The 13,503-nt window shown below is 37.7% G+C and carries 12 protein-coding genes; 7 read left to right on the top strand and 5 right to left on the bottom strand.

The genetic code is table 11. From position 1 onward, the window contains the following. Positions 1–985 precede the first annotated feature (985 nt). The 3 genes from QE422_RS08400 to QE422_RS08390 all read right to left on the bottom strand — a co-directional run bounded on the left by QE422_RS08400 (position 986) and on the right by QE422_RS08390 (position 5,046). Positions 986–2,755, bottom strand: a complete 1,770-nt coding sequence (locus tag QE422_RS08400; protein WP_307456705.1) for an aminopeptidase P family protein — start codon at positions 2,753–2,755, stop codon at positions 986–988. A gap of 192 nt (positions 2,756–2,947) precedes the next feature. Next, complete coding sequence (locus tag QE422_RS08395) at positions 2,948–4,144, bottom strand: hypothetical protein (RefSeq protein WP_307456702.1); 1,197 nt, start codon at positions 4,142–4,144, stop codon at positions 2,948–2,950. Positions 4,145–4,221: 77 nt separating this feature from the next. Next, positions 4,222–5,046, bottom strand: a complete 825-nt coding sequence (locus tag QE422_RS08390) for a GLPGLI family protein (protein WP_307462310.1) — start codon at positions 5,044–5,046, stop codon at positions 4,222–4,224. A 209-nt stretch (positions 5,047–5,255) separates the two neighbouring features. Between QE422_RS08390 and QE422_RS08385 the strand changes: the two genes are divergently transcribed. The 6 genes from QE422_RS08385 (at position 5,256) to QE422_RS08360 (ending at position 11,542) form a co-directional block, all read left to right on the top strand. Then, on the top strand, positions 5,256–5,693 hold the full coding sequence (locus QE422_RS08385) for a DUF6526 family protein (RefSeq protein ID WP_307456700.1): 438 nt from the start codon (positions 5,256–5,258) through the stop codon (positions 5,691–5,693). 203 nt (positions 5,694–5,896) lie between these two features. Continuing rightward, positions 5,897–7,000: a DNA topoisomerase IB gene (locus QE422_RS08380; RefSeq protein ID WP_307456699.1), complete on the top strand. Its 1,104-nt coding sequence runs from the start codon at positions 5,897–5,899 to the stop codon at positions 6,998–7,000. A gap of 513 nt (positions 7,001–7,513) precedes the next feature. Beyond that, positions 7,514–9,139 (top strand): L-glutamate gamma-semialdehyde dehydrogenase, encoded by a 1,626-nt coding sequence (pruA, locus tag QE422_RS08375; protein WP_307456696.1) that lies wholly within the window; start codon positions 7,514–7,516, stop codon positions 9,137–9,139. A gap of 220 nt (positions 9,140–9,359) precedes the next feature. Continuing rightward, on the top strand, positions 9,360–9,578 hold the full coding sequence (locus QE422_RS08370; protein WP_307456693.1) for a cytochrome C551: 219 nt from the start codon (positions 9,360–9,362) through the stop codon (positions 9,576–9,578). 394 nt (positions 9,579–9,972) lie between these two features. Beyond that, positions 9,973–10,176, top strand: a complete 204-nt coding sequence (locus QE422_RS08365) for a hypothetical protein (RefSeq protein ID WP_307456690.1) — start codon at positions 9,973–9,975, stop codon at positions 10,174–10,176. Positions 10,177–10,372: 196 nt separating this feature from the next. Beyond that, positions 10,373–11,542, top strand: a complete 1,170-nt coding sequence (locus QE422_RS08360; protein WP_307456687.1) for a thioredoxin family protein — start codon at positions 10,373–10,375, stop codon at positions 11,540–11,542. A 116-nt stretch (positions 11,543–11,658) separates the two neighbouring features. On the opposite strand, the gene QE422_RS08355 is transcribed toward QE422_RS08360, so the two are convergent. After that, a complete protein-coding gene (locus tag QE422_RS08355; RefSeq protein ID WP_307456684.1) occupies positions 11,659–11,946 on the bottom strand; it encodes a hypothetical protein in 288 nt (95 codons plus the stop codon). Between the two features lie 26 nt (positions 11,947–11,972). After that, positions 11,973–12,737 carry a GLPGLI family protein gene (locus QE422_RS08350; protein ID WP_307456681.1) on the bottom strand — a complete coding sequence of 255 codons (765 nt, stop codon included), beginning with the start codon at positions 12,735–12,737 and terminating at the stop codon, positions 11,973–11,975. Positions 12,738–13,068: 331 nt separating this feature from the next. Here QE422_RS08350 and QE422_RS08345 point away from each other — a divergent pair, with 331 nt between their 5' ends. After that, a complete protein-coding gene (locus QE422_RS08345) occupies positions 13,069–13,455 on the top strand; it encodes a helix-turn-helix domain-containing protein (RefSeq protein WP_307456678.1) in 387 nt (128 codons plus the stop codon). The last annotated feature ends 48 nt before the right edge of the window (positions 13,456–13,503 follow it).

Genomic DNA, 13,503 nt, shown 5'->3' with positions numbered 1-13,503 from the left:
AAATTTTATATTAATATAAGATTGACAATTCACTGCATTGCACAATTCACAATTCACTTTGTACCATTGATGGTAAAGCCACTTCGCTTGTTAATCTTTCAGAAATTAAAATTCACCATTGACTTGTGCAAGCAAAATTCATCAGCAACAGAACCTTATCTGTCTTTTACAGGATATTTTTTCAGGAGCTGTTTCCGGCTATCCACTCCTACTCCTCACGCCACTGCCCGCCTGCGCTAAAGCCATCGCGCTCCTGCTCCTGTTGCGGGGTATCCGCTACTATCCGGGCTAGAATAACGGAAGACCCAATTTCAATGATTGCCATTCATTTTAATAATAGAAATAAGTCATTTGTAATCGTCCATTTTTTAGACTTGATCGACCGTTCGTTGCAAAAAAAATTCACTACTTTCAATACGGTTTCATAATCTGTCAAAATAAACTAATGGATAACAGCCAACTTTAAACCTGGATAAAATTCACTTTTGACCATTCACTGCAAAGCTAATTCATCTTCAAACCACCCCGTAAAAATTCAGAAAATTCTCGGTTAAGGTTTTAGTAGTTTATCGATAGTAGCGAATTTTTTCCCTTTCCAAAATTAACCAGCAAAGCGAATTGACCATTCACTATTCACTTTGTAAAACCACCCCCTTCCAGCGAACGGGAAATTTAAAAACATCTGATTTACGGTTATTCATAGACAAAAAAATCACCTCAAGAACTGAGATGATTTACCTGTTTTGAATTTACTGTATGAAGATATGAATGATGTTGTTGGGCAAAGATAAGATCAGCCGTATTGATGATCTTCAGGATAAACCCCAAAACAGCCTCCGTGAAAATACGGTAGTCCGCAAAAGCATCGTCCTGCAAAAAATTTGCAGGACGACTTATTTATTTTAATATTTAAAGCGGTTCTGAATTGAGAAGGTGTTAACCAGAAAACTTCCAGCATCCTGCTTCCCTCTTCCAGCATCAATTGCTACAGCGGACTTACCAACTCAAGGAACCATTCTTTAACTTCCCCTTCCAGGAACGGTGCGAGCTTGTCTTCACAGGTCTTATGATAGGCATTCAGCCAGGCAATTTCGTTTTCGGAAAGGATTTCCTTTACAATGGTATCTTTAAAGAACGGGCAGAACGTCAGCGTTTCAAACTCATAGAATGTGCCGTGGATCGTCGTTTCAGATTCTTTTACCGCAATCAGGTTTTCGTGGCGGATTCCATATTCCCCTTCCAGGTAATAGCCCGGTTCGTTTGAACACACCATTCCGACCATCAGCTCCTGCGGATTCATATCTTTCCGGATGTTCTGAGGGCCTTCGTGCACATTCATAAAGCTTCCTACTCCATGGCCGGTACCGTGGTTATAGTCTTTGCCTTCCATCCACAACGGCAGCCGGGCAATCGCATCCAGCTGTACCCCGCGGGTGCCTTTTGGAAATTTCACCATCGAAAGACGGATCAGTCCCTGTAGAACCAGCGTCGAATTTCTTTTAAATTCTTCGGTAACCGCACCTAAAGCCAAAGTTCTTGTAATATCCGTTGTTCCCTCCAGATACTGGCCTCCTGAATCTACCAGAATGCTGGCATCGTTCGTTACTTCTTTGCTGCCTTCTTTTTTCGCGGAATAATGCATAATGGCTCCGTTATCTTTATATCCGATAATGCTTCCGAAACTTTCTCCTACGAAGTTCTCCCCTTCTGCACGGAAACTTCTCAGCTTTTCGCCGATGGAATATTCGTTCATGGTTTCTTTTCCGGCAGTGTGCGTCAGCCAATACAGGAATTTTACCATAGCCACGCCGTCACGCACCATTACTTTTCTGAATCCTTCGAGCTCCGTTTCATTCTTCTGGGCTTTCATTAGATTCCCGGGAACTGCCGCTTTGATAAATTCGTTATCCGATTTCAGCGCTTCGAAAATCGACTGGTTGCTGTTTGGCGAAACCAACACGGTTTCATTGCTGAATGCTTTCAGGCAATTGTAGAATTCTTCGTAAGGAATCATTTTAACCCACGCTTCATCCATCTGTCTCCTCGATTCGACATCCAGCTTATCCAGGTCCGTGAAAAGTTTTGCATCGTTCTTTGTAATCACGAGATATCCTAAAAATACAGGATTGCTCTCGACATCGCTTCCCCGAAGGTTTAAAGTCCAGGCCACATCGTCCAGGCTGGAAATAATATGGATGGTCGCGCACTGCTCTTCCATTTTCTGGCGGATGGCTGCGATTTTATCGATTACCGATTTCCCTGCTCTTTCCACAGGATGTACGAAGATCGGATTTTTAGAAGGCGTCCCTCTGTCTTTCCAGATTTCCTTCAGTAAAGGAAGATCGACAAGGGTAATATTTTTTGAATTTAACTTTTGTGTTAGAAGTTCCCAGTTGGCGTGGGAAGTTGCCAAAGCATTCACCGCTACTTTACCGTTCTCCGGAATTTCAGAAATGATCCAGTCGATATAATTCGGCGTTCCTTCCATCCCGTCTTTAAAAAGATCGATTCCCGATCCGGCAAGTTCGATGGGTGCCTGGGTGAAATACCGCCCGTCGGTCCAGAGCCCTGCTTTGTCTTTGGTAATCACCACAAAACCTGCAGAACCTAAAAATCCGGACAGCCATGCTCTTTCCTGCCACTCCTGAGGCAGATATTCGCTCATGTGCGGGTCTGCGGAATATACTATAAATGCATCAACATTATTTTTCTGCATCTCTTCACGAAGCGCAGCTACTTTTTCCTTTGAAGTCATTTTTTGAATAATTTTTTAAAAGGTGAAGTTACGAATTTAAAGGTTATCTGAGAGAGTTTAGTCATGTTTTATCGGATTTTATTACAGTCTATTTCCTGGCCGGATTAAAGGAAACCACAGAAGAAGTCTTTGATGATCTGTTCAGCATCAATGTGAAACGACTGTTCTTTACATTTCACAGCTCATTCTTCACTATATGGACCGGCTCCGATTTCTTGTGTTCATATAATTCCAGATCAGATACAGCAGAAAGATAGCGAGCCAGACACTGAGGACGACCAGAATTAAAATAGGCTGTATTGAGGGATGAAGATAATTGGGGTTATAAAATAAACGTTCAAGAATTTTAAATCTTTCCTTTAATTTAGCTCTGTCAAAGGTATTCCGGATCTCATTAAGGAGTTCGTTCCTGTGATCACGGTAATAGAAAACATCCTGATTCAGATCCTTGGGAACAATTTCTGATTCTATTTGATACTTCGTGAGCAAGGCATCGAAATTCTGAAACGAATGAAGCAACGAGTCCCGATCATATTTGTAGAGCAACCTGTATCTCGTTACCGCATTCTGATGCTGTTGCGCTGTTTGGGAAATTTGATGGACCGGACTGTATAAAATATTATTTTCCAGAAAGATACAGACCTCTTCATCATACTCCGGATCTGCTTCAACCCCTTTGAATATAATTTCCGTACTGTCTCCGATCGCTTTTTTAGAAATAATTCTTTTTGTCAACGCCTTGGGGTCGAGTCCCAGATCATCCATTCCTGACATTATTTTGGAACTTACGTTTTTATAATCAGAACTTAGTATTTTTAACGTATCTATACTGTAATAGGTTGTTTTAATAGAGTAATATTCCGGATTACCAGGGTCATAGAAGGTGGTGTCTTTTTCCGCAATTACCGGATAAGGTTCAGGATATAAAATATTTTCCGGATTGAATAATTTCTCGGAACTGTAGGAAGTATAATTGTACAAAAACGGATTTAAGACATTCAGCAAAGTTTTATCTTTATTAAAATCCTTTTCAGGAAGCTCCTGCCTCATTTTGGCATTTAACCCAAAACTATAGCTTATGAAAAAAGTCAGTGAGAGAAAGGAAATAAACAATACAGAAGCTCCAATTTTCACCTTATTGACCATATTGTATCCTATTTTGGAATGATTCCTCAGTAATAAAACAAGAAAACAGAACAGAAACAGGCCGGTAATAAAAAAGTGCGAAATAGAAACATCATCATAAAATTTAAATCTGTAAAACTCGGTGTAAATATCAATTTTATGAATTCCTTCAAACTTAAAGTATCCATAGATAAAATAAGCCAGATGTATTATACTTAAAACAACCACAGATCTGATCAGAAATATTTTTAATTTTTTGTCCATTATTGAATAATTTATTCTTTAAACAAGGATTTTTTTATCCATCATTATGAATCCAAGCCTTATATCACTCTAAATATTTAGTAAAGCTCTATGGAGTTGTTGTTTTCCTTAAAATACTCCTGTATTTTCCTGGTTCTCATTTTTTCATATTCAGTATCGGAGTATGAAGTCCCGTCCGGCATATTTGATGTTAAGCTGGTAATATTATATCTTTGCTTAAGTTCCCGCAGCCTGCTCATCGGATCTCTGATATAATCTTCAAGCGCTTTTTTGTACCGGCTTTCTGTCACCGGAATATAGGCAGACAAATTAAGTTTTATATTTCTGAACTTTTCAATTCCTTTCAATTCCCAGATGTGCTGTTTTTTGGTGTCTTCGATCTTCACGATTAATCCCGGAAGTCCCGAAAACTTATAAGGACCTTCAGATACGGGAATTTCATTAGTAAACCATGCATTATATGTTCTGCCTTTATATTCTACCGTTGCTCGCTGGCATTTTTTACCCTGTATCAGATCAGTTTCTGCTCCGATCTTCCAATTCAAAGTAATGTGTTGAATGATTTTAAACCGGTCTGTGTTCACAGGAAGGTAAGATATTACTTCATTGGATCGCCAATCTTTTTTTATTACAGCACGAACTTTCCCTTGTGGAAAGGCAGTTGGTGAAACTGCCCTATCTGAAGACATCCCGTTTGACTCCATTTTCTGTGCAATGGCAGAATCTCTTTTTACTTTTGCCAGGCTAAAGTAAGTGGATCCGTTTTTATCGATAAACAAGCCCATCAGCTCGGTTTCGGTTTTTTCTAAATGTAACGAATCGGGCTTAAATGTGTACGCATAAGTAAAGTTGTATTTTTGACTAAAACAAAATACGGAAGTTGAAAAACTAAGTATAAACATTCCTATTCTGATCATTTTGCACAGAGCTTTAAATTAAAATGTTAATATACTCAAATATAACCACATACAGGTGAATTAAATTTCAGATTTTATTACAGCACAGGATTCTGCAGAAAAATTAACTTTTAAACGCATCTTTTCTTCAGACTAAAATGACGTTCAGATCATAAAATAAAAAATTTTGGAAAGGTTATTGCTTACTACAGATTATGGAAAGCCAGAATTACAAAAACCACAGGAAATTTTATCCGCCGCATCATTTTATCTACCTTCCATTAGTGATGGTGCTAGAAGTTTTCGGGATCTATAAAATCTTCAATGATGAACCCCGTCAGCTGATCTGGATTTTATTTTCGATTGTAATTTTTTTGATCTTATACCTGGCCATCATGGTAAGACAGCATTATGCACTCGGGCTTCAGGACCGGATGGTAAGGCTGGAATTTAAACAGCGGTATTTCGAGATCTTCCAGCTGAGGTCTGATGAAGTGGAAAACAAATTGAAGTTCGACCAGATTGCCGCTTTACGGTTTACCTATGATGATGAATTCAAAGAACTGCTGTATAAGGCCCTTCACGAAAACATCACCGGGGATGAGATCAAAAGATCCATTAATAAATGGCGGCCCGACCGTCACCGAATTTAAAATAATAAACACCAAAATAAATTATCATGAAAAAATTGAGCTTATACAGTATGACAGTATTCTGTCTGCTGATGTTAACAAGCTGCGAAGCAGTAGAAACAATCTTTAAAGCAGGGATGTGGTGGGGCATCATTTTAGTTGTCGGCGTAATAGCCCTTATTTTGTGGCTGTTCTCAAGGGGTAAGAACTCTTAACCAAGTCTTATGGAAAATTCAGACCTAGACCTTATCACACATCTGAAGCCTTCGAAGATTGTAAAAATTATGAAAGATCCGGTGGCTTCTGCAAAGGCGGTACATCTTATATATACCTCCGATGCAGAAACAGCCGGAATTACCCGTAAGAAAACCGGAAAAAAATACTCCTACTATAAAGAAGGAGAGAAAATCAAGGACAAAGAAGAGATTGCCAGAATCAACAAGCTGGTTATTCCTCCGGCGTGGGAAAATGTCTGGATCTGTGCCTTAGACAATGGTCATCTTCAGGCCACAGGTTTTGATCTTAAAAAGAGAAAACAATACCGCTATCACCCGCTTTGGAGTGCGCTGAGAAACCATACTAAGTTTTACAGGATGCTTCAGTTCGGCTATGCACTGCCCGGTATCCGTCTGCAGGTCGAGAAAGATCTGGCGCTACGAAATTTTGAGAAAAGAAAGATTCTTGCCTTGATTGTAAGCTTAATGCAGAAAACCAATATCCGTATTGGAAACAATGCCTACGAAAAATTATACGGCTCTTTCGGATTAACTACTTTAAAGGGAAAACACGTTAAAGTTCAGGGCCAGAAAATTACCTTTCATTTTAAGGGTAAAAAAGGAGTAATGCACGACATCGATCTGAAGAGCCGGAGACTTTCCAAACTGATTCAGAAATGCAAAGATATTCCAGGAAGAGAACTTTTCCAGTATATTGATGATGAAGGAAACCGGCACACCGTAGATTCGGGAATGGTGAATGATTATATCAAAGAAATCAGCGGGGAAGACTTTACGGCTAAAGATTTCAGAACATGGTCCGGAACCGTAAGCGCATTAATTGCCTTTAAGGAGATCGGCTACGCGGAAACCCATACCGAATACAAGAAAAAAGTGAAAGAGGCCCTGGAAATGGTAGCTTCTCACTTGGGAAATACCAGTACGGTCTGCCGAAAATATTACGTTCATCCTCTCGTGATCAATCTTTATGAAAACAATACCATCAAAAAATACCTCGATGAACTTGAAAAGATCGAAGAAAATGATGGTAAAGCCGGCTTAACCCACGAGGAAAAACTGGTGCTGAAAATATTGGAAAACGAGAAGATTTAGGAAGTGAAAAAGTGAATGGTGAATGGTCAATCTGCTTCGCTTGTCAATTTTGCTTACTAAATTCAACAAGAAGATAACCAATTTCTAGAACTATTCAAAATACTTTTATTTTTAAACTTAACTCTTTTTTAATAAAAAAGTTGTCGAAATTTTAAAAGAATTTTTGACAAATAATATTTAAGAATTACCAAGTAATCCTACTTATTTTAATTTTATAAGATCATCTTCACTCATGATTAACAATATCAATGGGTGAATGATGATCTGTTTTGCTTTTCAATTAATTCATAAAAATCTATCACCAAATGTTTTTTTAATTTAACTGTTTGCCGATAAAATTCCTGTGTCCTTTAGTATTAAGTAGATAATTTACAAAAACTGACAGGCACAGCGGATTGACTGTTCACTGTTCACCATTCACTATTCACCATTCATCATTCATTCGCTCCTTGCTTCAGACCTCAAATAAATGTCGTAAATTTGTATCATAGCAAATAAAAACAGACAACTAATATGGCAAAAGCAATTTCGCAAGTACCCTTTGCGGTAAACGAGCCGGTAAATTCTTATGCGCCGGGAACTCCGGAAGTAAAAAGCCTCATCGCCCAATACAAAAAAATGTGGGCAGAGCAAGTGGAAATCCCAATGGTCATCAATGGTGAAGAAGTAAAAACAGGAGACAAAGTTCAGCTTCAGTCGCCTCAGGATCATGCCCATGATTTCGGGTTCTACCACAGAGGAACGATGCAGCACGTCGATGATGCCATCAATGCGGCACTGGCTGCCAAAAAAGAATGGAATGAGCTGGGTTGGGAACACCGTGCAGCGATTTTCTTAAAAGCAGCTGATTTATTAGCCGGACCTTATAGAGACGTGATCAATGCAGCAACCATGATCGGACAGTCTAAAAATGTTCATCAGGCTGAAATCGATGCGGCATGCGAATTCATCGACTTCTTACGATTCAACGTAGAATTTATGACGGAAATGTATTCTGAGCAGCCGGTTTCCGATGCAGGAATCTGGAACCGTGTAGAATACAGACCGTTGGAAGGATTCTGTTTTGCAGTAACACCATTCAACTTTACCGCGATTTCCGGGAACTTGCCAACGTGTATGGCTATGCTTGGAAACGTTGTGGTTTGGAAACCTTCCGATAAGCAGATTTACTCCGCAAAAGTAATCATGGATGTTCTTATCGAAGCCGGTCTTCCGAAAGGGGTGATCAACATGATCTTTACCGATGGAAAAGAAACTGCCGAAAAAGTATTGGCACACCGTGATTTTGCAGGACTTCACTTTACCGGTTCTACGAAAGTATTCCAGGGAATGTGGAAAATGATCGGCGATAATATTCATAATTACAGAACTTATCCGAGAATTGTCGGGGAAACCGGAGGAAAAGACTTCGTGATCGCCCACCCTTCTGCGAATGTGGAAGCAGTAGCCACCGCTTTGGTAAGAGGAGCTTTTGAATATCAGGGACAGAAATGTTCGGCAGCTTCCAGAGCCTACATTCCGCAGTCTCTTTGGGCTGACGTGAAGAAAGTGATGGAAACCCAGATCTCTTCGATCAAAATCGGTTCTCCTGAAGATCCGTCCAACTTTGTGAATGCGGTAATCGACAAAAATTCTTTCGAAAAATGCAAAGGTTATATCGACAGAGCAAACGCATCAGGAGAAGCCAACGTAGTGATCGGAGGAAAAACAGATGATTCCAAAGGATGGTTTGTACACCCTACCGTTATCGAAACCACCAATCCACAGTACGAAAGCATGGTTGAAGAAATCTTCGGACCGATCTTATCGGTTTATGTTTATGAAGATGCAAAATGGGCAGAAACTCTTGAACTGGTAGATTCTTCTTCTCCTTACTCTTTGACAGGTTCTGTTTTCGCACAGGATCGTTACGCGATCAATGAAGCTTTCAAAGCGTTGGAAAATGCATCCGGAAACTTCTACATCAACGACAAACCTACAGGAGCTGTGGTTGGTCAGCAGCCTTTCGGAGGAGGCAGAGCTTCCGGTACGAATGATAAGGCCGGTTCTAAAATGAACTTGTTGAGATGGACTTCCGTACGATCTATTAAAGAAACATTTGTTTCTCCTAAAGATTATAAATATCCATACTTAGGATAATAAATAATAATCGATCATCGATAAATAATGATAAGCCCCGGAATTTTGGTTTCGGGGCTTTTTGTTTCCGTACTTTAAATAAGATAAAATTAGATGCTGCTGTTCTTTTAATAATATCAGGTTCTTTTAACAACTTTCGTTATTTTATTGATAATTAGCAACAAACCGAAATTTTCGGAACGGTTATTGAACTGTTGGAATCACACCAAAATAAAATATTATGAGAAAATTATTGTTAATCGCTGCAATCGGCATGTTGGCCATCAGCTGCGGGACGAAAGAATCTTCAATGTCGACGAACAATTCGGATTCTACAGCGGTAGATAACACGTCTACCATGGCACCTGCCACCACCGATACCATGACGACAGGAACAACGACCACCGGTAATCCGGATAGTATGAAAATGAAAATGGATACTGCCGCAACTACGCGATAGTATCTAATTTACCCCCAAACATTTTAATCCTCTGATGAAAGTCAGGGGATTTTTGTTTAAATATGCATCTAATAATAAGTAATCTATTTTTAGTTATTGAATTAGAATTTCTTTTATCAGATTAACAAATATTATTGAAATTCAAAACTACTGGCTATAAAACTTCCAGCATCCTGCATCCCTCTTCCAGCCCATAATCAGACTCTATCTTATAACATCCTACGGCAAGCAACCCTTCAGAGATTTAATAAAGATACTTTATACTTTATACTTTATACTTTATACTTTATACTTTATACTTTATACTTTATACTTTATACTTTATACTTTATACTTTATACTTTATACTTTTATTCACTATATTTGATTACTACTAAACATTAAAGAATTTACTATGAAAAAATTATGGATAGGCGCTGTTTTGGGCCTGGTATTTTTAAGCAGCTGCGCCGATAAAAAAGAAAACAGGGAAGAATTTAAGGAAGATCACAACAAGGAATACATGAGAAACAGCCTGGGCGATACGGCCAGTGCCCGTTCCGAATCTTCCGCTTCCGACAGCACCGCGATGAAATCGGATACCGCAAAAACGAAATAAACAGGACCGCAGATTTTTCTGCGGTTTTTTATTGGAATGGCCCAAAATCTTTTAGTAATATCTCTTTAAAATAACAGTCTGTTCGTGCTTTAACTTATACCACATTCAATAATCTAAATACCGCTGTAACTATTTTACGATTATGCAGACCTATTTGTCGACATAATTATTACATTTGCAACCAATAAGAAGTATTATGAAAAAATTATCAATATTCTCAGCCCTGTTTATCGGAGCATTTGCTCTTGCCCAGGGAATCAAATTTGAAGAATCCAATTTCGCTACCGTGCTTGCCAAAGCCAAAAAAGAAAACAAACTGGTTTTTATCGACGCTTATACCACATGGTGCGGACCTTGTAAGCTGATGGCTAAGAATGTATTTCCACAGAAAACCGTAGGAGATTATTATAACGCCAATTTCGTAAATGCCAAAATCGATATGGAAAAAGGCGAAGGCATCGAGATTGCTAAAAAATATAATGTAAAAGCCTTTCCTACCTATCTGTTTGTAGACGGAAACGGGGAATTGGTACACAGAACGTTAGGATATGTAGAGGAAAACGACTTCATCCAGTTTGCCAAAGATGCAGGAGATCCAAGCAAAAGGCTGACTGCCTTAAAGCAGAAATTCGAAAACGGAGAGAAAGACCCTGAATTCCTGAAAAACCTGGCAGGACTTACCATGTACAGCGATCCTGAATTTTCAGGGAAAGTAATGGAGCGTTATTTTAACGCGAAAACTGAACTGGACAGGAACGATATCCAGATGCTTTTATCGGTGATACAGACTTCCGACAGCCCAATGTACAAAGTATTCCAGTCCAAAAAGGCAGAGATTTCCAACATGATTACTCCTGGAAAATATGAGGCCATCGACAAAAGCATAAAAATCAGCAGTCTTTTCAAAAAATCATATAATGCGGATACCAAATCCTGGAATGATAATTATTTCCTAACGGAAGCCCAGAAATTCATGCCGAAGGAAGAAGCTGAAAAAACGCTGAAAAAGGCACAAGCAGGAAGAGCATTGAGAGACAAAGATATTGCCAAATACGAAAAACTGACCCTGGAACTGAACAAAGACACATCTGCCATGAGTTCGGAAGAATTGAACTCCGTGGCCTGGAACTTCTTTGAGAATGTTACCAACAAAACATCTCTCGAAAAAGCTGTAGCCTGGGCACAGGAATCGGTAAAGAAAAATGAAAATTATGCCAATACCGATACTTTAGCGAACCTTTATAATAAAGTAGGCGATAAAAAAAATGCAAAGCTTTGGGCTGAAAAGTCCATTGAATTGGCGAAAAAAACAGGACAGGACTCCGGTGATACTGAAAAATTGCTAAAGAGTTTAACAATACAGTAATATATAAGAAGCCGCCTCTTTTGAAGCGGCTTCTTTCAGTAATAGAATACATAAGCATAATATATTTTATCAGTAATAAAATATAGTTCAGCTGTAATTCTAAATTTAGAAGTTTCTTAAAAACCGGTATTAACGCCCGATGCACCAGCACCACAGTTTTCATCAACTGTAACATTTACTGCCCAAGCTAAATCTTGATTAAAGGCTTGTGTACCTTCAGTAGTTGTTGTATAATAATATGCAGTAATTGTCTGACCGTTACATGGTAATGTAAAAGTCACAGTATAAACACCTCTGAAGAATGCTGTGTTTGCACTTTCTTTTAATTCAGCAGATTCTGCATTTTGCTTAGCAAATGATAAAGCAGAAAAAGCTAATGCTCCGATAACAAAAATTTTTCTCATAGAATTCATTTTTAAAAGTTTATATATTAATCTAAAAAAACATTTAGTTTTTTAACTTCTTCCAGGCCTCTTTTCTCAATCTCTTTGTTTACGATATTGTTAAATGGATACTTCAACCATTTATCTCTCGCTTTTAAAAAATCTTTTTTATCTTGTAGATCGATGGTGGATACCCTCTCCATTTTTTCAATCTCTTTTTCAGATTTTTTAATACTTGCAACAGAAAATTCGATCGTTTTACTTTTGTTGTAGACCTCCAAGATTAATCCGGGCAATCCCTTAAATCTGAAAGGACCCTCCGAAAAAGGAATTTCTGCCGTATACCATGCATAGAAAATATCATGTTCGGTCTTTACTTTTGCCAACTGACATTTCATACCCTGAATCTCTTTTATTTCATCCATTAACTGCCAGTTTAGTGAAGGTTCCCTAAAAGTATAAAAATACATTCCTAATGGAATCGTAGCGATAACAGTATCTCCATCTTTCCATACATTATGTCTGACTTTAGGAATACTCGGCCTACTGGTATTAATATCAATTTTTTTCGGATCAATTTTCTGTGCATAATCTTTTAAATACTCATAGTAGCTTGCCATTGCAGGACTAAAATAAATCGATTTGTATTTATTGCATCTAAGAATCATATTAGATTCTGTAAAGTTTGCCCTGTTTAATGAGTCCGGAATTATTTTAAAATAGTAAACAACTTCAAGACTTGCCTGATCCTTTTGTGCTGAATAAAAAAGGTAACTGAAAACCGATATTAAAAAGATAATTTTACGAACCATAAGTTTAATTGTTATACAATATTATATATTTTTTCACAATTACAGGAATAATTCTAACTTTTTTATTATAAAAATTTAGATCAGCTATATTTACAAAAAATATTGCTAAATATCACATTTATAATAACAATACTGATATTAAAAATTTTATTATATATATATTGTAATCTTTAAATTAATAATAATTTTTTACACAAAAGTATTTCGCGAAACTTTTTCCAAAGATGAAAAACGGTTCCCTAGCTAACAATTCCAAAAGGAATAAAATGCTATTCCTTTTGGAATAAAAATATTATGGTAAAAACATTATCTTTACATTTCAATTTCCATCATGATGAACAACAGTATCGGTTTTAAAATAAAAAAATTAAGGGAGCAGAAAGAAATATCACAGGAAGACCTGGCTTTTCAGCTGGATGTATCCCAGAGCTATCTCAGCAAAATTGAAAATGGAGCTATTGAAAAACTGGATTTTATTTTTATGCAGAAGATTGCCGATTTTTTTAAAGTGGAACCTCAGTATTTCCTTGAAGGAGATACGTTTGTTAATGATGTAGAAAATAATAATGGGATGCTTATTAATAATTTTAATAATGCCAATGGAATCGTTAATACTGTTTCGGAAGATTTATTAAAAAATGTCATTAATAACCAACACCAGATTAACCAACTGATGGAAATGCAGAATAAGCTGATCGAAAAGCTCTTGAAAGATTAAATCCTGTATATACATAAAAAATCCGCTGCCTTTTCAGACAGCGGATTT

Origin of the sequence: Chryseobacterium sp. SORGH_AS_0447 (assembly GCF_030818695.1) — a bacterium.
Lineage (GTDB): Bacteria > Bacteroidota > Bacteroidia > Flavobacteriales > Weeksellaceae > Chryseobacterium.
Note: the sequence above shows the minus strand (reverse complement) of the source record. Positions and strands in the feature narration are given on the sequence as shown.

Coding starts and splice junctions, on each gene's coding strand:
- QE422_RS08400 (WP_307456705.1), bottom strand. CDS start 2,755: ATGACTTCAAAGGAAAAAGTAGCTGCGCTTCGTGAAGAGATGCAGAAA.
- QE422_RS08395 (WP_307456702.1), bottom strand. CDS start 4,144: ATGGACAAAAAATTAAAAATATTTCTGATCAGATCTGTGGTTGTTTTA.
- QE422_RS08390 (WP_307462310.1), bottom strand. CDS start 5,046: ATGTTTATACTTAGTTTTTCAACTTCCGTATTTTGTTTTAGTCAAAAA.
- QE422_RS08385 (WP_307456700.1), top strand. CDS start 5,256: ATGGAAAGCCAGAATTACAAAAACCACAGGAAATTTTATCCGCCGCAT.
- QE422_RS08380 (WP_307456699.1), top strand. CDS start 5,897: ATGGAAAATTCAGACCTAGACCTTATCACACATCTGAAGCCTTCGAAG.
- pruA (WP_307456696.1), top strand. CDS start 7,514: ATGGCAAAAGCAATTTCGCAAGTACCCTTTGCGGTAAACGAGCCGGTA.
- QE422_RS08370 (WP_307456693.1), top strand. CDS start 9,360: ATGAGAAAATTATTGTTAATCGCTGCAATCGGCATGTTGGCCATCAGC.
- QE422_RS08365 (WP_307456690.1), top strand. CDS start 9,973: ATGAAAAAATTATGGATAGGCGCTGTTTTGGGCCTGGTATTTTTAAGC.
- QE422_RS08360 (WP_307456687.1), top strand. CDS start 10,373: ATGAAAAAATTATCAATATTCTCAGCCCTGTTTATCGGAGCATTTGCT.
- QE422_RS08355 (WP_307456684.1), bottom strand. CDS start 11,946: ATGAGAAAAATTTTTGTTATCGGAGCATTAGCTTTTTCTGCTTTATCA.
- QE422_RS08350 (WP_307456681.1), bottom strand. CDS start 12,737: ATGGTTCGTAAAATTATCTTTTTAATATCGGTTTTCAGTTACCTTTTT.
- QE422_RS08345 (WP_307456678.1), top strand. CDS start 13,069: ATGATGAACAACAGTATCGGTTTTAAAATAAAAAAATTAAGGGAGCAG.